This is a genomic window from Tateyamaria sp., from assembly GCF_059783535.1.
This window is the reverse complement of sequence record NZ_JBYNDP010000038.1, coordinates 1-20,583: the sequence shown is the minus strand read 5'-3', so window position 1 is coordinate 20,583 and position 20,583 is coordinate 1. Positions and strand designations below refer to the sequence as shown.

Sequence of the window (20,583 nt, the reverse complement as noted above, 5' to 3'; positions counted from 1 at the left end):
CATGGAACTGTCATATGCCAGTGACATAGCGCACGGCGAAAGATGGGGGATGTCATGACTCAATACGCGGTGAACGGCTTGGGCCGGATAGGAAAACTGGCCCTAAAGCCGTTGCTGGAACGCGGATGCGAGATTGCGTTTGTCAACGACGCGGTGGGTGATCCGGCGATGCATGCGCATCTGTTGGAGTTCGACACTGTGCATGGGCGTTGGGATGCCGAGTTTGCGGCGGATGATGATAGCATCACCATTGATGGGACGCGGATCCCTGCGTTGTCTGTCCGTACGATCGAAGACCTGCCACTGGACGGTGTGGACGTTATGATTGATTGCACCGGCGTCTTCAAAACCGATGCCAAGTTGGCCCCGTACTTTGAAGCGGGTGTGAAAAAGGTTGTTGTGTCTGCGCCGGTCAAGGATGGAGAGACGGCAAACATTGTGTATGGCGTCAACAATGATGTCTACACTGGGCAACCCATTGTCACAGCTGCGTCTTGTACAACCAATTGCTTAGCGCCTGTTGTTAAAGTGGTGCACGAGGGTTTGGGCATCAAGCATGGGTCGATTACGACGATCCATGATGTGACCAACACACAGACCATCGTGGACCGCCCGGCCAAGGATTTGCGGCGTGCGCGGTCGGCGCTGAATTCGCTGATCCCGACGACCACCGGCTCGGCCACCGCGATCACGCTGATCTATCCGGAGTTGACCGGCAAACTGAACGGTCATGCCGTGCGGGTGCCGCTGCTGAATGCCTCCCTAACCGATTGTGTGTTCGAGGTTGAGCGGGAAACGACCGTGGAAGAGGTGAACGCACTGTTCGAAGCGGCTGCGAACGGGCCGCTCACGGGTATTCTTGGGTACGAGACGCGCCCCCTTGTTTCAACGGACTACACCAATGATCCTCGGTCGAGCATTGTGGATGCGCCAAGCACCATGGTGGTGAACGGGACGCAGGTGAAGGTTTATGCCTGGTATGACAACGAATGGGGCTACGCGCACCGGCTTGTCGACGTGGCGCAGATGGTAGGTGACAGCCTTTGACCCGACCGGCGGGTTTCGCCGCATACGTGGCTGTCACGGCCGCCTATTGGGCGTTTATGCTGACGGATGGTGCGCTGCGGATGTTGGTGCTTTTGCACTTCAACACGCTGGGCTTTTCGCCTGTGCAACTCGCCTATCTCTTTGTGCTGTACGAGGTTGCCGGCGTGGTGACGAACCTGAGCGCGGGCTGGATTGCCGCGCGGTTCGGGCTGACATCAACCCTCTATACCGGGCTTGGCTTTCAGGTGGTGGCGTTGCTGGCCTTGGCGCAGCTTGATCCGGCTTGGTCTGTCGCCGCGTCGGTCGTCTTCGTGATGGCAGTGCAGGGGCTGTCCGGTGTGGCCAAGGATCTGGCCAAGATGTCGTCGAAATCTGCGGTGAAGTTGCTGGCACCCACCGAGGGCGATGGGCTGTTCCGCTGGGTCGCTTTGCTGACCGGGTCGAAGAACGCGGTGAAGGGCTTCGGCTTTCTTCTCGGGGCTGGGGCATTGGCGCTGTTTGGTTTTGTCCCAAGTGTATTGGGAATGGCGGCCATCTTGGCGCTGATCTTGATTGTGGTGCTTCTACGGATGCCCGGAGGGTTGCCAGCGGGGCGCAAGGACGCGAAGTTCAAAGAAGTGTTTTCCGAGAACCGCCGTGTCAATTGGCTGAGCGCAGCGCGCGTGTTCCTGTTTGGCGCGCGGGATGTCTGGTTTGTCGTGGGCATCCCGATCTATTTCTACTCGGTCCTGAGTGATGGCAGCCCCGAAGGCCAGCGTGCCGCGTTCTTCATGATCGGCATTTTCATGGCGGTTTGGGTGATCCTTTACGGAGCAGTACAGGCCAAGGCCCCGACCATCCTGCGCAGCGCGCAGAGGAGCGAGGCCGATCTAGCGCGTGCGGCGCGGTTTTGGGTTGGAACGCTCTTTTTTGTGCCTGCCGTTTTGGCTGTTGCCGTCTGGTTCGTGGGAACGCCAACGCATTGGCTGACGGGTTTTGTCGTGCTCGGGCTGCTGGTTTTCGGCGTGCTTTTTGCGCTCAATTCGTCGTTGCACTCGTATCTGATCCTTGCCTTTACCGATGCCAAGCGTGTCATGATGGATGTGGGGTTTTACTACATGGCCAATGCCGCGGGCCGGTTGATCGGGACCGTGTTGTCCGGGCTGACCTACCAGCTTGGCGGAGTGGCCCTGTGCCTTGCGACGGCGGCGGCGATGATCGTGTTGAGCTGGCTGTCGATTGGCCGGATCAACGATAATGCTGCATCCAGGCCAGCGTAGTATCTGTATCACCGACCGGTTTGTATTCCGCACCCAGCGGGCGCGGCCAATCCTTGAGTGCAGCAAAGATGGTAGCGTACTCTAATTCTCCGTGGTCCGGTGCGCCGCGGTCGGGGACTGAGGCGAATTGGATGTGTCCGATCAGATCGCCAAGGTCAGCGATCCGGGTCAGGATGTCGCCTTCGGTCCGGCCCACATGGTAGCAGTCGAACATGAGCTTGAGGTTGGGCGCGTTGACCTCGGCGATGATCGCACGGGCCTGATCCGTGGTTTGCAGGAAGTAGCCGGGCGCGTCGTGTCGGTTGAGTGGTTCGATCAGGATTGTGCTCGGGGTCGCGGCGCAGGCATAGCGCAGGTTTTCGATGAATGTTGTACGGGCTTCGGCACCGTTTGCGAAACCGCACATGACGTGGATCGCACCCGCATCGACGATGTCGGCATAGTTAATCGCCTGATCGATGGCCGCGCGGGCGTCTTCCGTGCGACCGGGTAGGGCGGCAAGGCCGTTTTCCCCACCGGCCACATCCCCGCGTGATGTATTGAGGCCCAGCATCGGCAGGCCGGTTGCGTAGAGTGCTGCGCGTACGTCCTGCGCCGGAATATCGTAGGGCCAGTGGCATTCGACCGCGTCAAAACCTGCGGCTTTGGCAGCATGGATGGCGTCGGGCAGGGGCCGGTCGTTCCATAGAAAGCCCAAATTTGCCGAGAACCTCATGCGTCCTCTCCGGGCAGTGTCAGCCCTGCGTTTCGGGCATAGACCTTGGCCACCGCAGCGTCGTCTTCCCCACCAAGTCCCATGCCCGCGGCGGCAATGAACTGTTGCAGGGCAGCAGCGGTGACGGGGGCAAAGAAGCTCGCGGATTTGGCGATGTCGAGTACAATGCCCAGATCCTTTGGCCAGATGTTCACGGATGAGTGGGGGGTGTAGTCCCCCGCTACAATGTGCGGGGCGCGGTTTTCCAGCATCCAGCTGGAGCCTGCGCATTTCGAAATCACCTCGACAAACTGTTCGGGAGTAACCCCTTGGGTCATGCCAAACGTCAGCGCCTCGGCCATCGTGGCGATGTGGACGCCGGCCAGCAGTTGGTTGACGGCTTTCATGGCCGAGCCGGGGCCTGCATGATCCCCCAGTTCAAAGACGGTTTCGGCGGTGGCCTCGAGAATGGGCTTCGCGGCTGTAAAGGCGTCCGCAGTGCCGGATGCCATGATGGAAAGCGCACCTTGCGCGGCTTTTACAGACCCGCCCGAGATCGGCGCGTCCAGGTAATGGATGTTGTGGGCATGACAGCGCGCTTCCATGTCCTTTGCGAAATCCGGCGAGACAGTTGCGCACGCCATCACCACGGTGCCGGGTTTTAGCTGCGGCACGATCCCGGCTTCCCCGAACAGAACCGCTTCGGTTTGGGCTGCGTTGAGGACGACCACGATGACAGCATCGAGCGTGTCCGCAATGTCGGTGATGTCTCCGACAGCGCCGCCTTCTGCACGGAACCGTTCGACTTGTGCGGGGGCAATGTCGAAGCCGTGTGTGGTATGCCCGGCGGCCAGGCAGGATTGCGCAATGCCGTAGCCCATAGAGCCAAGGCCAATGACGGCGGTGGTGTGGGGCATATGCGTCTCCTGTCCTTCTGTTTGGCGCCATCATGGACATAGCGGCCGGAAGGGCAAGAGAGGGTGGCCCCCGGCGCGGACGCCGGGGGCCATAAGTCAGGCGAAGAACACGCCGTTGTCTTCCATCGGCAGCGCTCCGACGCGCAGATCGCTGGCTGCCGCGATGGCGTTGGCAAGCGCCGGTGCGGCCGGGGGCGTGCCGGGTTCGCCGACGCCCGTAGGCGCTTCGGCCGAGGGCACGATATGCACTTCGATCTCACCGATATCTGTGATCCTCAGGGGCTCGTAGTCGGGGAAGTTGAACTGGTCCACAACACCGTCCGTCAGGGTGATCTTGTCACGCATGTTGTGGCCGATTCCGTAGCCGATCCCGCCTTCCATCTGTGCCTTGATGACGTCGGGGTTCACCGCGATGCCGCAATCGACGGCACAGGTGACCTTTTCAATCCTGATCCCGTCGTCGGCATTGCCGGAGACTTCCACGACTTCTGCCACATAAGAACCGAAGGATTTGTGCACGGCGATGCCCTGACTGCGACCCTCGGCGGGGTTGCCCCAGTTCGCCTTTTCCGCGGCCAGTTTCAGGACACCCGCCTTGCGGGCCTGGTCTGCTTCTTCGCCGGTGAGATAGGCCAGCCGGAACTCAACGGGATCAATGCCAGCCGCCTTGGCAGCCATGTCCATCATGACTTCCATGACATAGGCCGTATGCGTGTGGCCGACAGCGCGCCACCAGAGCGTGCTGGTGGCCTTTTCCGTGTCTGTCAGACCAAAGGCCGCCCCCGGGATCTGGTAGGGGCTGTCTGAAGTCCCTTCAATCGAGGAGTGATCGACGCCATCATGCACGGCGAAGGATTCGAATGGCGTCCCCTTCATGATCGATTGGCCAGCGACCCGGTGTTCCCAGCCAACGATGTTACCCGATCCGTCCAAGCCGACCCGCACTTTGTGTCCGAAGGCTGGGCGGTAGTAGCCTGAACGCAGGTCATCCTCGCGCGACCAGACCAGATGCACCGGGCGGGAGCGGTCGGTGAGCGAGAAGGCAAGAGCCGCTTCGACCTGGTAGTCGGCGCTGGGCGTTGCCCGGCGTCCGAATGATCCACCTGCGAGCACGGTCTTGATCTGCACTTTTTCGAAGGGCAGGTCGAAGATTTGTGCAATCGCACCATGGGGGATCGTGGGGATTTGGCACCCGTCATGAAGCAGAATGCCGCCGTCCTCGGTCTGTTCGATGGTGCAGTTGAGCGGCTCCATGGGGGCGTGGGCGAGAAGAGGGAAGTAAAAGTTTTCCTCGACCACTGTGTCCGCCCCGTCAATGGCCGCCTGTACGGCTGGGACATCGGCACCGTTCACGTTGTATGTGGGTTCCGCATTCAGGGCCGCGCGGATTTCTTCTTCGATCTGATCCGAACTGCGGGTTTCTGCGGCAGAGGTATCCCATTCAATCGAAAGGGCGTCGCGGGCTTGCATGGCCGCCCACGTGTTTTCGGCAAACACAGCCACGCCAGCCTGATTGGGCAGGATCGCGGCGTTGATGAACCCCTTGATCCCTTCGACACCGCTGGCATCTACGCTGATGGCGGTGGCGCGTTGCTGTTCGGGGCGGGCAATCATGGCGACCATCTGGTTCGGACGCCGGATATCCATGGCGAACATCGCTGTCCCGTTGCCCTTGGCCGCACTGTCGAGGCGACGGACATCCGGATTGCCGATCAGGCGAAACTCGGATGGATCCTTAAGACGCGGTTCTGCCGGTGCATCAAGAGCAGCGGCCGCTTCCACAAATTGACCGAGAGGTGCAGCATTCGCCGGGCCCGAAATAACACCGTCTTCGATACTAAGCGTGCTGGGTTCCACACTCCATGCTTCGGCCGCGGCCTGCAGCAGCATTTCGCGCGCGGCGGCACCAGCTTGACGATACTGAAGATAGGAGTTGGCCATGGCGGTCGAGCCACCGGTGCCCTGCATGGGGCCGAAAAGAGTGTTGTTGTAGACCTGCGGGTTCGACGGAGCAAAATCATAGCCGATCTGGTCCATCGACAGACCCATTTCCTCGGCAATCAGTGTTGCCAGACCCGTCGATGGGCCTTGACCCATTTCAAAGTGCTTGATGATGGCGGTCACCGACCCGTCGGCATCAATCTGAACGAAAGGTGTCAGCATCGATGGGTTGCCAGATGCGGCAAGCGCGCCGTCAGGCCGAACGCCCACAACCAGCACGGCGCCAGCAGCTGCGGCACCCTTTAGAAAACCACGGCGAGATGTGTTTACGGTCATGATCAAGCCTCCAGGATTTCTGCGGCGCGTTGAATGCCCGCGCGGATACGTTGATACGTGGCACAACGGCAGGCATTGCCGTACATGTAGTCGTCAATTTCCTCGGCAGATGGCTTTGGGTTCTCGGACAAGAGGCCAACGGCAGACATGATTTGCCCAGACTGGCAGTAGCCGCATTGCACGACATCCAGTTCCACCCATGCCTGTTGTACGGCCGCCCCGATTGGGTTTTCGCCGACAGCTTCGATTGTCGTGATTTCTGCGCCTTCAACATCTTCGATGTAGGTTTGGCACGACCGGACAGGTTCGCCGTTCAGGTGCACTGTGCAGGCACCACAGGATGCTACACCACATCCGAATTTGGTGCCGGTCATATTGAGTTCGTCGCGTATGACCCAAAGGAGTGGGGTGCCGGGTTCCGCCTCCACTTCCTGGGTGTTTCCGTTGAGCTTGAGTGAAATTGCCATGCCTATGCCTCCGTGTTGAGCGTCGGTAGTTGAAAAGATAGGGCCTGGTGCGCGATGTGCCACCCTCAAAGGTTGCGCGTCGGTTATTGAGAGGGCCGTTATGCCCTAAGACGTATTGCGGCCCGCTGCATTCAAGTGTTTGGCACGACCGGTCAGTGCGTTCGGGCAGTGGTCATGCCATTGGCGAAACCATCAACCAAGCTGGGTTAGTGCGTGCCGCGAAGGACAAGTTGTGGCTCGACCCGGATCGTCCGACATTCCCTGTCAGGGTTGTCGATCCGATCAACAAGCAGTTTGAGGATTTCATGAACGGTTGTTTCAAGCGGGTTCCGTACCGTGGTCAATTGCGTGATCTGCCAATCCGCCATGTCGGCATCATCGAAGCCAACGACGGACAAAGCGTCCGGTACGGCGATCCCAAGCGTGCGCGCTGCCCCAAGCGCGCCGATCGCCATGGCGTCGTTGGCGCAGATCAATGCATCCAAGTGGGTGTTTGCCAAAAGTAAGTTGTGTGCCGCCGCAAAACCACCGTCGACGGAAAAATCACTGATCACCTCGACTTCCAGATTTAGGGCCGCCTTGTCGAGTGCGTTCATGACCCCCTTTCGCCGCTGCATGGAGGAGTAGAACTGGTCTGGTCCGCCGACATAACCAAACGCACGCCGACCTTTGGAGAGCAATAATTCGGCTACCAATTCCATTCCTGTCCGGTTTTTGCAGTAGGCCGAGTCTATGTTGAGTTCTTCGGTGGGGCGCCCATAGCAGATCATTGGAATCCCAAGCTTGGCGCATCGATGAACAAGGTCTTCTGACATGCTGCCGCCACGAACGATAAGTGCGTCCAGGGGAAAGGCCAGAGCGTCGGCACCACCGTTCATCCGGGTCCCGCTGACAAGAATGGGCCAAAAGCCATTTGCATTGAGCGCGCTGCACAGTTGGCTGATCACGGCGGTATCATGCGCGTTGCGTACGTCCCCTTCGATCACCGCAACCAGACGGGACCGTCCACCTTGAAGCCCTGCTGCGAGGGCGTTGGGTTGGTACCCAATCTCGGTCGCGATTTCCAAGATTTTTTGACGTTTTGATTCTTCCAGATAGCTGCCTTTGGTGAATGCGCGTGACACTGCGGACCGGGAAACGCCCGCGCGATCGGCAACCATTTGAGCAGTGATACGTTTGCGTTTGGCCATATTAACAAGAGTTTTGCGTGGGTTTGGGGCATTCGCGTACACCCTCCCGTTGTAAGAAATTCTTTTCAAGACGGAAGTGAAACCGTAGCATCCCCGTTACATTTAACTCGTACTGAACACGTGTGCACAACCCGTGCAAAAATGGGGCCACGTATTCCCTTTGACCAAACAACACCTGGGTCTGCCGGGGTTCAAGGAAGTTCGGACTCCAGTTGCCAAACTCTATTCGTCTTTAGACACATGGGAGCAATGTAATGAAATTTTCAAAACTGGGAGCGGTCGCTGTTAGCATCGCATTCGCTGGTCAAGCGGCCCTAGCCGAAACCGAAATCACCTTCTGGCATGCGATGGGTGGCCAGCTTGGGGAAACGGTCAACGAAGTTGCCGCAGGCTTCAATGCGAGCCAGGACGAATACAAGATCACACCCGTTTTCAAAGGTTCATATGAAGAAACGCTGACTGCAGGTATCGCGGCCTTCCGTGCGGGCGAACAGCCGAACATCATCCAGGTGTTTGATGCCGGAGCCGCCACCGTCATCGGCGCCAAGGGCGCGACAATCCCCGTTCAGGATCTTTTGGCCGATAATGGGGTCAATTTTGACATCAACGACTACATCGCCGGCGTGCGTTACTTCTATGCCGACAGTGATGGCAAGATGATCGGGATGCCGTTCAACTCGTCTACGCCGATCATGTACTACAACATACAAGCGCTTGAAAAAGCCGGTGTGACCCCGCCTGCGACATGGGAAGAGTTCGCCAATGTCACAGCTCCGGCGTTGAAAGAGGCGGGTTACATTCCGCTGAGCCAATCGCACCTGCCGTGGATTTTCACCGAGAACTTCTTTTCCCGGCACAACCTGCAATTCGCGTCCAGCAACAACGGATACGACAGCAACGACACGCAGATCATGATCAACAACCCGGCCATCAAGGCGCACTTTTCCGCGCTGGTGGACTGGAAAGAGCAGGGTCTGTTTGAGTGGTATGGTACCGGATGGGGCGACAATGCCAAGCCGTTCGAGGATGGAAACGTTGCGATGTGGCTGGGGTCTTCGGGGTCGTTCGGCGGCCTGTTGGCCAAAGACTTGGGCTTTGATTTCTCCGCGACGATGCTGCCCTATTGGGAAGGCGTGACAGCTGAACCGACACAGACCTTTATCGGCGGTGCGGCGCTGTTCGCTATGGCAGGCAAATCCGATGAGGAAAACAAGGCCACAGCAGAATTCTTCCGTTACCTGACGGCCTCTGACACGCAGTATTTCTGGCATCAGGCGACAGGTTACGTGCCGATCACCGAAGCTGCCTACGAAGCTGCCAAGGCGGATGGTCACTACGAGAAATTCCCGGCGGCCGAGGTTGGCATCCAACAGCTTTCGCTGCCTGCGGGTGAGTTCACACGCGGCTACCGCATGGGCTTTTACGTGCAGATCCGTGACGTGATGAACCGCGAATACGGCCGCATCCTGACCGGTGAAACGGATGTCGAAAGCGGTTTCGCTACGATCGAGGCGGAATCCAACAAGCTCTTGGAGCGCTTCGCCAAGACGCAAGGCTAAGCATCGCGTTTCATATCGGCGGCGACCGTGTCTCGCGGTCGCCGCTTGTCTGCAAAAGGGATTCCGTATGAAACGAGCCGGGTTCACCAGCGTTTGGCTGCCTGTGGCGCTGCTTTTGCCGCAGCTTTCGATCATCGCGATATTTTTCTATTGGCCAGCGGGTTGGGCGGTTCAGTCTTCTTTCTACCTTCAGGACCCGTTCGGTTTTGGGTCGACCTTTGTGGGCTTTGAAAACTACACCGACCTGACAGCGAATTCGGAGTATATGCGGATTGCGTGGTTTACCGTGGTTTTCACGGTGCTTGTGACCTTCTTTTCGCTGTCCATTGCGCTTTTGCTGGCGGTGAAGGCAGACAAGGTCATTCGGGGCGCAAAAAGCTATCGCACGCTTTTGATGTGGGTTTATGCCGTGGCACCGCCAGTTGCGGGTTTCATGGGCATCATGCTGTTTCACCAGCACACGGGCCCCATGACGGATTTCTTCAAGGCGCTGGGCTGGGATTTCAAGATCCTGGTGGACTATAACTCGACCGCGACGGCGTTCATTATCGTATCGGTCTGGAAGCAAATCCCGGTCAACTTCATCTTCTTCCTGTCCGGCCTTCAATCCATACCCAGAGCAGTGCGTGAGGCGGCCATGATCGACAATCGCTCGGGCGTTCGCAGGTTTTGGGACATCACTTTCCCGCTGCTGGCCCCGACCGGGTTTTTCCTGCTGATCATCAACATAACATATGCGCTGTTTGATACCTTCGGCATCATCGACACGCTGGTGAAGGGCGAGCCGGGGAACAACCCGATGACCCTTGTTTACAAGGTTTATATGGACGGGTTCCGCGGAAACGATCTGGGCGGTTCGTCGGCCCAGTCCGTGATCCTGATGGTTCTGGTCCTTGTCCTTACCGTCTTTCAGTTCCGGCTGATCGAACGCCGCATTCACTATAGCTGAGGTCCACGTCATGCCACGCACACAGACCCGCAAGCCCTTTAGATGGGCGCCCGTATTCGACCATACGATCCTCATCCTCGGCGCACTTTTCATGCTCGTGCCAGTGGTGCTGGCATTTGTCACGTCCAGTCACAGCGCAGTCCAGATTGCGCGAGAAGGCATTATGTTCGCGCCGGGAAGTCATCTTGGGGAGAACTATTCAAAGGCCATGTTCGAAAAAGGCGGATTTACAGCCACCATCGACGGCATGGTGATGCTCAAAAATTCGCTGATCCTTGGACTGGGCTTTGCCATCGGCAAGATCATCATTTCCATGATGGCGGCCTATGCGCTTGTCTACTTCCGGCTGCGCTTTGCGACTTTCGCGTTCTGGATCATCTTCACAACGCTGCTCTTGCCGTTGGAAGTACGTATCCTGCCATCTTACGAAGCCATTCAGCGCCTCGACCTTGCCAACACCTATACTGGCTTGATCGTGCCGCTGATTGCATCGGCCACCGGTACGTTCTTTTTCCGGCAGTTCTTCCGCTCAGTCCCCGAAGAACTGGCTGAGGCGGCGAGGATTGATGGGGCAGGTCCAGTGAAATTCTTCATCGATATTCTGGTGCCGCTGTCGCAAACCATGATCGCTGCCATTTTCATCATCATGTTCGTCTTTGGATGGAACCAGTATCTGTGGCCCACACTGATCACCACAGATGAGGGGTTGTTTACGCTCGTCCGGGGCATCAAGCAGATCTATCAGACGATGATCGATGCAAACTCCATCCCGGAATACGGCCAGGCCCTGGCACTCGCGATCATTGCAATGCTGCCGCCCGTCCTGATCGTCATTTTCTTCCAGAGTTGGTTCGTCAAGGGCCTGACCGAGTCAGACAAGTAGGAACACCGCCAATGGCACACGTTAAACTGAACGGGGTCGGAAAAACCTACCCGAATGGATTTGAAGCGGTGAAGCCATGCAGCTTTGACATCGCGGACGGTGAATTTGTTGTCCTTGTGGGGCCTTCGGGCTGCGGAAAGTCGACGCTTCTTCGCATGGTCGCGGGCCTTGAAGACATAACCGCGGGGTCGCTTTCCATCGGAGATCGTGAGGTCAATGATATCGATCCTGCGGACAGGGATGTCGCCATGGTCTTTCAAAACTATGCGCTCTATCCCCACATGACCGTGCGCAAGAACATCGGTTATGGCCTGAAAAACCGCGGTACATCTTCGGCCGAAATTGAGGCGAAGGTTCAGGATGCAGCCAAGATGCTTGATCTGGGTGAATTGTTGGATCGCAAGCCTTCGCAACTGTCGGGCGGTCAGCGCCAGCGCGTCGCGATGGGACGTGCTGTGGTGCGCGATCCCGCGCTGTTTCTGTTCGACGAACCACTGTCCAACCTGGATGCCAAGTTGCGCAACCAGATGCGGATCGAGATCAAGGCCCTGCAACGCCGCCTTGGGGTGACGTCCATCTATGTGACCCATGATCAGGTTGAGGCCATGACCATGGCGGATCGCATCATCGTCCTGAATGGTGGCGAGATAGAGCAGATCGGCACCCCGGCAGAAATCTATCACAATCCGGCGTCGAAGTTTGTGGCGTCCTTTATGGGCGCGCCGCCCATGAACCTCATAGATGCGCAAATGGAGAATGGCGAAATCCGTATGAATGGCAGCACCGTGCTGACTGCACCTTCGGATCGGACCTATGCGGGGCCTGTCACCATGGGTATTCGACCAGAAGACGTTGTCATAGACGAGGCTGGTCCGACGCCATTCACCATTGAAATTGTGGAGGAACTGGGGGCCCATCGTCTGTTGCATGGACGTTTGGCCGGGCACACCTTTACAGTTCATGTTGGCAAGGACGCCACTGCGACCGCAGGTGAGGTCAAGCTGCAGATCAAGCCGGATGCGATCCGTCTGTTCCAACCGGAGACCGGTAAAGCGATATGATCACCGATGTTCGGGCGGTTCTTGAACCTGTGAGCGAAGCACAGCGTGCACGTATTCTCTCTGCTCCCCGCACAACGGAAGCGCATCGGCAATTGTTGAATGGCATTCCGGCCATGAACGCCGTTCAGTGTGGGGGCAGGGCGCAGCGTGACCGCTTGCCAAGCGAAATCAGGATTGTTGCGTGGAACGTGGAACGCTGTCTTTTTCCCGAAGGCAGTGCCGCGCACCTTGAACCAATTAAACCCGATGTTGTTCTGTTGTCGGAAGTGGATCATGGGATGGCCCGCACCAGCCAGAACCACACGACCGAGCGCTTTGCCGACGCGTTGTCGATGGAATACGCTTATGGGGTCGAGTTCCATGAGTTGGGGCTGGGTGGCCCGACCGAATTGCCCCTATGCACCGACGATTTCAACGTTCTTGGTTGGCACGGTAATGCAATCTTGTCGGCGGTTCCGTTCAACAAGGTGGCGATGGTCCGTCTGGATGACCACGGTCACTGGTTTGTAGCTGATAGCGGAGCGTCGGACCCGGAGCAGCCGCGTGTCGGTGGTCGCATGGCCTTGCTGGCAGAACTGCCGACCGACGGCGGGCCTGTCACCGTCGTATCCACGCATCTGGAGAGCAATGCGGATGGGGCGCATCGGCACCGTCAGTTCGATATCCTGCTGGATGCTATCGATGACTTTATGCCAAGTGGGCCGGTGATGATCGGCGGTGATTTGAATACCGGCAACCACATGCCCCCGGATTTTGACTGGCGCAGGGAAACGCTCTTTTTCCTGGCGGAAAGCCGCGGTTATTCTTGGGAGTTTACAGCAGACGGGGAGACGACCAGACCCAGCCTGATCACGCCGCATCCGGATCGACGGATGAAGCTGGACTGGATTGCTGGGCGCGATTTGCTGTGCCAAGACTGTGGGGTCAGGACGTCCCTGTCAGACGCGGGGCAACCGCTATCCGACCACGACCTTGTTTGGGCGACCGTGTCTGTGGATCAGGATCTCTAGCAGGCGCACCCACATACCGTGGTCTGAGCAGCCGATCATCTCCTTGCTGTCACTTCCTTGAACGTGTCCATCCTTTGGGTTGGGTAAATACAGGGCCCTTGTGGGTATTCCTGTTTGAATGGTGCCGATTAGGGCGGCTTTTCCGGTTTCCCTGTTTGGCCGCCTGTGATTGCATGTGCGAGGCACGGCAAGGGATAGCGCACATGGCGGACAAGACCATTTTGGTTGTCGGAACTTACGACACCAAGAATGATGAATTGGCCTATATGGCCGAACGTATCACTGCCATGGGTGGTGGCGTGCTGGCGATGGACATCTCGGTTCTGGGTGATCCCGTGCAGCCGGTCGATGTCTCGAAATCCGACGTAGCGGAGGCGGCAGGCACGACCATTCAAGCGGTGATCGACAGCGGCGATGAAAACACGGCCATGCAGATCATGGCGCGCGGGGCGAGCGCATTGGCGCGATCTTCATTGAATCAAGGCAGGTTCGATGGTGTGGTCATCTTGGGCGGCTCCATGGGCACGGATGTGGCGCTGGACATCTGTCAGGCGTTGCCATTGGGGGTGCCCAAATATGTGGTCTCAACCGTCAGCTTTTCGCCCGTCATTCCGACGGATCGGTTATCGGCGGACATTCAGATGATCCTGTGGGCGGGCGGTCTTTATGGTTTGAACTCGGTCTGCAAGGCATCGCTGAGCCAGGCTGCTGGGGCTGTTCTGGGCGCTGCGCGGGCCGTTGAGCCACCAACTGCTGACCGTTCGATGGTTGGGATGACGTCCCTTGGCTCATCTTGCCTGCGTTACATGAAGCGCCTGAAACCGGAGTTGGAGGCGCGCGGATATGAGGTTGCGATCTTTCATGCCACCGGCATGGGCGGCATGGCTTTTGAAAGCATCGCGCGCGAGGGTGGTTTCGCGTGCGTCATGGATTTCGCCTTGTCCGAGCTTGGCAATCTGATGGCGGGGTCCGTGGTGAATGGCGGTGAAGATCGGATGCTTAACGCAGGGCGTGCTGGCATTCCGCGTATCGTTGCACCAGGTTGTCTTGACCTGATTGACTTTGCAGGCTGGCAGGAGATTCCGGAGCAGTATCGCGACCGTCCGTTCCACGCGCACAATCGGTTGATCAAATGCTCTGCGTTCAATGCCGAAGAACGCCGCGCGACCGCGCGGGAGATTGCCAAACGGCTGAAGGCCAGCGACACACCGGCGCATGTGATCCTTCCATCCGGCGGGATCGAGGAATGGGATCGCCCCGGCCAACCCGCACATGATCCTGATGGATTGGCCGCCTTTTGTGATGAGATGCGCGCTGTGATCACTGAACCGACGGGATTTACCGAGGTTGCCGCTCACATCAACGATGATGCGTTTGTGGATGCGGCGCTGGCGATCTTCGATGGTTGGGTTGCAGATGGCACAATTGAGGCCCATGGATGACGGGACCGCTGCATGGGTTGAAGGTGATTGAGTTTGCCGGACTTGGCCCAGCGCCGTTGGCAGGGCAGCTTTTGGCGGATATGGGCGCGGATGTCGTGGTGATCGACCGGGCCTCCGGTCCCGCTGATCCATGCGATGTAAACCGGCGCCATAAGCGGTCGATTGCGTTGAATTTGAAATCCGATGCGGGCGGCGGCGTTGCGCGCGATTTGCTTGCACAAGCTGATATCCTGATCGAAGGCTTTCGTCCGGGTGTGATGGAGCGTCTTGGCTTGGGGCCGGACGACGTTCCGGACACATTGATCTATGGCCGCATGACCGGGTGGGGGCAGGACGGACCACTGGCGCAGACCGCCGGGCACGACCTGACCTATCTGGCGCAAACGGGTGTGCTTAGCCTGATGGCGACAGCTGATGCACCACCACGCCCGCCGTTGAACCTGATTGCCGACTATGGCGGCGGGGCCATGTTTTTGGTTTTCGGGGTTCTTTCTGCCGTAATTGCACGGGGCAGGACGGGGAAGGGCCAGGTGGTTGACGCGGCCATGGTGGATGGCGTGCCAGCGATGATGGGGTTGCTGCATGGCTTTATGGCCAATGGGTTTTGGACCGATCAGCCTGGGCAAAACTGGTTGGATGGCGGGGCGCCGTTCTATCGCTGCTATCCCTGTGCTGACGGACGTGATGTGGCTGTTGCTGCTTTGGAACCGCAGTTTTATGCAGCTTTGCTTGCGGGGTTGGGGTTGGACCCGAGCAGCCTACCCCATCAGAATGATCGAAGCGGATGGGCAGCACTGACTGACACGTTCTCTTCCTTGTTTGCACGACGCTCGCGCGATGAATGGGCTGATGTCTTTGCGGGCACCGACGCTTGCGTTGCACCAGTCCTGTCGATGGAGGAGGCGCGGCATGATCCGCACATGGCGGGCCGCCATACGTACATGTCCGTTGGCGACGTTTGGCAAGCCGCACCTGCTCCCCGTTTGAGCGACACTCCGCCGCGCCGTCCAATGCCGTCGACGGCACCCGGGCAGGATGCGGAGACCGTATTATCGGAGCTGGGCTACAATCAGACCCGTATTGATGTGCTGCGGACTGACGGAGTGCTGACATGAAGGCATTGATCGTTGGTGGCGGTATAGGCGGCCTGTCCACCGCAATTGCCCTCCGTTTGCGGGGGTGGCAGGTGTCTGTGTTCGAGCAGGCCCCGGCGTTAACCGAAATCGGGGCCGGACTGCAGATTTCGCCCAACGGGTCGCATGTGCTTGAGGCGCTGGGCGTGTCAGAACATCTGGCGCAGACACTTTTTGAACCGGACGCGATCGAGATGCGTTTGGGCGTATCAGGTCGCCAGGTGTTTTCTTTGTCGATGAAAGGATACGCGACGCGGCGTTGGGGTGCGCCATATATCCACATCCACCGCGCCGATTTGGTGGATGCGTTGGCGGCGCGTTTGAATGAAATCTCACCGGACTCTGTGCAGACTGGCGTCGGCGTTTCGGGATACGATCCGGAGGGAGTTGTTGTTTTTGCTGATGGCAACCGCATGTCAGGTGATTTGGTTGTTGGGGCCGACGGACTGCATTCGGTAATCCGTCAGCAAATGCTTGGTCCTGACAAGCCACGATACACGGGCAATATCGCTTGGCGGTCCGTCGTGCCCATTGATGCATTGGATCTTCCGCCGCCGCCAACCGCCTGCGTCTGGGCGGGTGACAAACGCCACGCGGTCACCACGCGGTTGCGCGCCGGCACTTTGGCCAACTTTGTGGGTATGGTTGAAGAACCGGAGCCGGCGCCTGAAGGCTGGCGGATCGAAGGGAGTCGGGATGATGCAATGGCTGCTTTTGATGGATGGCATCCAATTGTTTCGGGCCTGATTGCAAAAGCCCCGGTATTGAACCGCTGGGCCTTGTTTGATCGGACGCCTTTACCCCGCTGGCACGAGGGGCAGGTTACCCTTCTGGGTGACGCGGCCCATCCAATGTTGCCATCCATGGCGCAAGGGGCGGTGCAGGCGATGGAGGATGCGTGGACACTTGCGGCAGTGCTTGAAGATGCGGCATCGGTTGGCGCCGGATTGCAGCGCTACTTTGACCTGCGTATCGAGCGGACCGCACGTATCCAGACCGGGTCAGCCGCCAATGCACGCATGTTTCACAAGGCGACACCGTTGGGCAGTATCGGGTTCTACGGACCAATGGCGCTTGGCGCACGGATCGCGCCCGGACTTATTCATGCGCGCCAGGATTGGGTCTATCGGTACGACGTAACGCAGGCGGTCTAGCTGTTGGCAGCGGCGCGCACGGATTGCGGTGTTTGGCCTGTCCATGTGTGGAAGGCGCGGTAGAAGGAATTTGGGTCGCGATAGGCCAGCAAGTAACTGATTTCGGCCACGTTCAATTCGGTTGAGGTCAGGTAGTCGCGCGCCAGATCTGCGCGCGTGGTGTCGAGGACCTGTTGAAATCGTGTGCCTTCGTCGCGCAGATGCCTTTGTAAGCTACGAGTGCTCAGCCGCATGCGTCGCGCTGCGGCGTCGATGGTGGCTTCGCCAGCGGGCAGCATTTCCGCCAGTGTCGCACGCAACCGTGCCGTTACCGCCTGCTCCGAGGTCTGCAATTGCATCTGGCGTTTGAACCCGGGTTCAAGCTGCGCCCATTGCGCTGGATCTGCTGACAGCAGCTTACGATCCGCATCATCCGGCGCGAGGATCATCATGTTCGGCCCACCCGTTTCGATGTGAATGCCTATGAACTCTTCCAATGCGTCATGGCAGGCCAGCCGTTCAGGCAGGCGGGCGGCCAGCGGGACTACATGACGACCGGTGCAGGCGCGCATGGCCTCGGTCAGAAAGACCAGTTCCGTTGCTGCAAAGGTCGCGGGCAAGGGCAGGGTGGGCTGGTTCGAGGACTTGTGAATCTCAAGGGCCTGCGATGGCGTCCGCTTCAGCCTGAGAACGAATGGACCGGTGAGGGGTTTGAACAGCGACAACCGCTCCAATCCCACGGCGACGTTGGGGCTGCACGTGAAGGCAAAGAAGGCCGGATTGAATGGCCCGCGCGCATAGGCTCGACCGAGCATGAGCGGGGTGTCTTGCCGATCCGCTTCGGCAAGGATTGCATTCCATCCCGCAAAATAGTCCGCCGCAGATACGCCGCGCCCTTCGTTTTGCAGAAAATCCGGCGGAAACCGCATGCGCCGCATCACGGCGACCGGGTCCACCTGTAGCAGCCCGCATAGCTGCTCGGTTGTTCGGGCAATCTTGTAGTAGGTTTCTTGCGCAGCGGTCATGGCGCCAGTGTGACCGTAATTGTCAGGCCAAGCCAGTGGTTTGGCGCAAAATGCAAGTAACTTGGCGCGATCGTCCAGTATGGAGGGGCCGCATGAAGCGGCCCCTTGACCTTCAGCTTTTGTTCATCCGGTTTTCGATCAGATCCTCAACCACCGACGGATCGGCGAGGGTCGAGGTATCGCCCAATGCGCCAAAGTCGTCCTCCGCAATCTTGCGGAGGATGCGGCGCATGATCTTGCCTGAACGTGTCTTGGGCAGGCCTGGGGCCCATTGGATCAGGTCAGGGGATGCGATGGGCCCAATCTCGGACCGGACCCATGTGCGCAGCTCTTTGCGCAATTCTTCGGTTGGTTCCTCGTTGTTCATCAAGGTCACATAGCAATAGATGCCCTGACCTTTGATGTCGTGGGGGTAACCGACGACAGCTGCCTCGGCCACCTTGGCATGAGCCACCAGCGCGCTTTCCACTTCGGCGGTGCCCATACGGTGACCAGACACGTTGATCACGTCATCGACGCGGCCGGTGATCCAGTAATCTCCGTCTTCGTCCCGGCGGCATCCGTCGCCGGTGAAGTAGTAGCCCTTGTAGTCGGAGAAATAGGTTTTCTCGAACCGTTCATGGTCGCCCCAGACTGTGCGCATCTGCCCCGGCCAACTGTCGGCGATCACAAGTACCCCCTCGACGTCATTGCCTTCGATGATGTCGCCCGACGCCGGTTCCAGAACCAAGGGCTTGATCCCAAAGAACGGCTTCATCGCTGCGCCTGGTTTGGTCGCATGGGCGCCGGGCAGAGGCGTCATGAGGTGGCCACCCGTTTCGGTCTGCCACCATGTGTCCACGATGGGGCAGCGCCCGCCGCCGACCACTTCGTTATACCAGTTCCACGCTTCGGGATTGATTGGTTCGCCAACCGTACCCAGTATGCGAAGGCTGCTCAGATCGCATTTGGTTACGTAGTCGTTGCCCTGGCCCATTAGGGCGCGAATGGCGGTTGGAGCGGTGTAGAACTGTGCCACCTTGTGCTTGTCGCAGACCTGCCAGAAGCGGCTGGCGTCAGGGTAAGTGGGCACGCCTTCGAACATGAGTGTTGTGGCCCCGTTCGCCAGTGGGCCGTAGACGATGTAGCTGTGACCAGTCACCCAACCGACATCTGCTGTGCACCAGTAGATTTCACCGTCCTTGTAGTCGAAGGTGATCTCGTGCGTCAGGGAGGCATAAACCAGATAACCGCCTGTTGTATGGACAACGCCCTTGGGCTGCCCGGTCGAGCCCGAGGTGTAGAGAATGAACAGCGGGTCCTCAGCGCCCATCTCTTCCGGCGGACAATCTGAAGAGACGTTGGCCGCTTCTTCGTGCAGCCAATGATCCAGCCCGTCGCGCCATGCAACTTGCTGGCCCGTGCGCTGCACGACCAGGCACTTGGTATCATTGATAACGTTGATCAGCGCTTGATTGACGTTGTCCTTCAGGTTGGTCACGCGCCCTCCGCGCGGTGCACCGTCGGCGGTGATGACCACCTTGGCATCGCAACCGGAGACCCGAGCCGCCAGCGCGTCGGGTGAGAACCCGGCAAACACGATGGAATGGATGGCACCGATCCGCGCGCAAGCGAGCATGGCATAGGCGGCCTCGGGGATCATCGGCATGTAGATCACCACGCGGTCGCCCTTCTTGACGTCGAGCCCTTTCAGCACGTTGGCCATCTTGCACGTTTCTGAGTACAGTTCGGCATAGGTGATGTGCTTGGCTGCATCATTCGGATCGTCGGGTTCCCAAATGATCGCCGTCTGATCGCCCCGTGTTGCAAGGTGCCGGTCGATGCAGTTGGCGGAGACGTTCAGCGTACCGTCGGCATACCAATTTATTGATACGTTGCCGAAGTCATAGGACACGTCCTTGACCTGACTGTAGGGGGTTATCCAGTCCACTCGCTTCCCTTGCTCACCCCAAAAGGCCGCCGGATCGCTGATAGATGCGGCATACATCTCATCATAGCGCGCCGCGTCTACGTGCGCGTTGGCGGCCAGATCGGGATGCGGCGCGTGTGTTTTTGTGTCGGGCATGGTTCCTCCGGGTCGTCCTGTTTTTTTCGGAGGTACGCAAAATTCCCGCGCCATCTTCGATGACGACGTGACCGTGCGCGCGGCCTCCTCCCTCTGTTGGTGATAATACGCAATGCAGAGCAGAAGGAAATAAATGGGACGTTGGTTGTATAGGTCAGTCCGAGGCCGTGCGTTGTGATTAGAGGAATTGGTAAAAATTATAAATTTCAATTGTTTATGAGTTTTCTTTGCTTGCGTCTTTTGAAGATTGGCTTCCTGCACAATTGCACCGTGCACTTGCGAAGCTGCGATAAAGCACCTGCTGCATTGCAGCGACGGTGGGTGTTTGAGAATCAAGCTGGCGTGTGGCCTGTTTGCAGCCCCTTGGCACGGCGAGGTCGCCACGCTAGCTTCCACGCTAAGCGGGCCGTCAGGTCCCGCATCAAGGGAGAAACATCATGAACAAGTTTGCAGTGGGCGGCATTGTTGCCGC

Annotated in this window: 17 protein-coding genes; 10 read left to right on the top strand and 7 right to left on the bottom strand. The window is 58.5% G+C overall.

Annotation, left to right across the window (positions count from 1 at the left end):
* Nucleotides 1-54 precede the first annotated feature (54 nt).
* On the top strand, nucleotides 55-1,047 hold the full coding sequence (locus AC6RA8_RS09700; RefSeq protein ID WP_500352390.1) for an ArsJ-associated glyceraldehyde-3-phosphate dehydrogenase: 993 nt from the start codon (nucleotides 55-57) through the stop codon (nucleotides 1,045-1,047).
* Nucleotides 1,044-2,306, top strand: a complete 1,263-nt coding sequence (gene arsJ / locus AC6RA8_RS09695; RefSeq protein WP_500352389.1) for an organoarsenical effux MFS transporter ArsJ — start codon at nucleotides 1,044-1,046, stop codon at nucleotides 2,304-2,306. The genes AC6RA8_RS09700 and arsJ overlap by 4 nt, the downstream gene beginning before the upstream one ends.
* On the opposite strand, the gene AC6RA8_RS09690 is transcribed toward arsJ, so the two are convergent.
* The 5 genes from AC6RA8_RS09690 to AC6RA8_RS09670 form a co-directional block, all read right to left on the bottom strand.
* Nucleotides 2,275-3,021: a hydroxypyruvate isomerase family protein gene (locus AC6RA8_RS09690; RefSeq protein WP_500352387.1), complete on the bottom strand. Its 747-nt coding sequence runs from the start codon at nucleotides 3,019-3,021 to the stop codon at nucleotides 2,275-2,277. The genes arsJ and AC6RA8_RS09690 overlap by 32 nt on opposite strands.
* Nucleotides 3,018-3,917: an L-threonate dehydrogenase gene (gene ltnD / locus AC6RA8_RS09685; protein ID WP_500352386.1), complete on the bottom strand. Its 900-nt coding sequence runs from the start codon at nucleotides 3,915-3,917 to the stop codon at nucleotides 3,018-3,020. The genes AC6RA8_RS09690 and ltnD overlap by 4 nt, the downstream gene beginning before the upstream one ends.
* A 96-nt stretch (nucleotides 3,918-4,013) precedes the next feature.
* Nucleotides 4,014-6,194, bottom strand: a complete 2,181-nt coding sequence (locus tag AC6RA8_RS09680; protein ID WP_500352384.1) for a xanthine dehydrogenase family protein molybdopterin-binding subunit — start codon at nucleotides 6,192-6,194, stop codon at nucleotides 4,014-4,016.
* A gap of 2 nt (nucleotides 6,195-6,196) precedes the next feature.
* Nucleotides 6,197-6,661 (bottom strand): (2Fe-2S)-binding protein, encoded by a 465-nt coding sequence (locus tag AC6RA8_RS09675; protein ID WP_500352382.1) that lies wholly within the window; start codon nucleotides 6,659-6,661, stop codon nucleotides 6,197-6,199.
* Nucleotides 6,662-6,867: 206 nt separating this feature from the next.
* Nucleotides 6,868-7,821, bottom strand: a complete 954-nt coding sequence (locus tag AC6RA8_RS09670; protein ID WP_500352405.1) for a LacI family DNA-binding transcriptional regulator — start codon at nucleotides 7,819-7,821, stop codon at nucleotides 6,868-6,870.
* A 284-nt stretch (nucleotides 7,822-8,105) separates the two neighbouring features.
* On the opposite strand from AC6RA8_RS09670, the gene AC6RA8_RS09665 reads away from it, so the two are divergent.
* The 8 genes from AC6RA8_RS09665 (at nucleotide 8,106) to AC6RA8_RS09630 (ending at nucleotide 17,042) form a co-directional block, all read left to right on the top strand.
* Nucleotides 8,106-9,410 (top strand): extracellular solute-binding protein, encoded by a 1,305-nt coding sequence (locus tag AC6RA8_RS09665; RefSeq protein WP_500352381.1) that lies wholly within the window; start codon nucleotides 8,106-8,108, stop codon nucleotides 9,408-9,410.
* Between the two features lie 67 nt (nucleotides 9,411-9,477).
* Nucleotides 9,478-10,359: an ABC transporter permease subunit gene (locus tag AC6RA8_RS09660; protein ID WP_500352380.1), complete on the top strand. Its 882-nt coding sequence runs from the start codon at nucleotides 9,478-9,480 to the stop codon at nucleotides 10,357-10,359.
* 10 nt (nucleotides 10,360-10,369) lie between these two features.
* Nucleotides 10,370-11,242, top strand: coding sequence for a sn-glycerol-3-phosphate ABC transporter permease UgpE (ugpE, locus tag AC6RA8_RS09655; RefSeq protein WP_500352378.1), 873 nt, complete (start codon nucleotides 10,370-10,372; stop codon nucleotides 11,240-11,242).
* Nucleotides 11,243-11,253: 11 nt separating this feature from the next.
* Nucleotides 11,254-12,303 carry an ABC transporter ATP-binding protein gene (locus tag AC6RA8_RS09650; protein WP_500352376.1) on the top strand — a complete coding sequence of 350 codons (1,050 nt, stop codon included), beginning with the start codon at nucleotides 11,254-11,256 and terminating at the stop codon, nucleotides 12,301-12,303.
* Nucleotides 12,300-13,313 (top strand): endonuclease/exonuclease/phosphatase family protein, encoded by a 1,014-nt coding sequence (locus tag AC6RA8_RS09645; RefSeq protein ID WP_500352374.1) that lies wholly within the window; start codon nucleotides 12,300-12,302, stop codon nucleotides 13,311-13,313. The genes AC6RA8_RS09650 and AC6RA8_RS09645 overlap by 4 nt, the downstream gene beginning before the upstream one ends.
* 203 nt (nucleotides 13,314-13,516) lie before the next feature.
* The gene (locus AC6RA8_RS09640) at nucleotides 13,517-14,755 is read left to right on the top strand and encodes a Tm-1-like ATP-binding domain-containing protein (RefSeq protein WP_500352372.1); all 1,239 of its coding nucleotides are present in this window, start codon (nucleotides 13,517-13,519) and stop codon (nucleotides 14,753-14,755) included.
* Nucleotides 14,752-15,870 carry a CaiB/BaiF CoA transferase family protein gene (locus AC6RA8_RS09635; RefSeq protein WP_500352371.1) on the top strand — a complete coding sequence of 373 codons (1,119 nt, stop codon included), beginning with the start codon at nucleotides 14,752-14,754 and terminating at the stop codon, nucleotides 15,868-15,870. The genes AC6RA8_RS09640 and AC6RA8_RS09635 overlap by 4 nt, the downstream gene beginning before the upstream one ends.
* A complete protein-coding gene (locus tag AC6RA8_RS09630; protein WP_500352370.1) occupies nucleotides 15,867-17,042 on the top strand; it encodes an FAD-dependent monooxygenase in 1,176 nt (391 codons plus the stop codon). Before AC6RA8_RS09635 ends, AC6RA8_RS09630 begins: the two co-directional genes overlap by 4 nt.
* Here the strand turns inward: AC6RA8_RS09630 and AC6RA8_RS09625 are convergent.
* A complete protein-coding gene (locus tag AC6RA8_RS09625; RefSeq protein WP_500352369.1) occupies nucleotides 17,039-18,046 on the bottom strand; it encodes an AraC family transcriptional regulator in 1,008 nt (335 codons plus the stop codon). The genes AC6RA8_RS09630 and AC6RA8_RS09625 overlap by 4 nt on opposite strands.
* A gap of 112 nt (nucleotides 18,047-18,158) precedes the next feature.
* A complete protein-coding gene (acs, locus tag AC6RA8_RS09620; protein ID WP_500352367.1) occupies nucleotides 18,159-20,111 on the bottom strand; it encodes an acetate--CoA ligase in 1,953 nt (650 codons plus the stop codon).
* Between the last annotated feature and the right edge of the window lie 472 nt (nucleotides 20,112-20,583).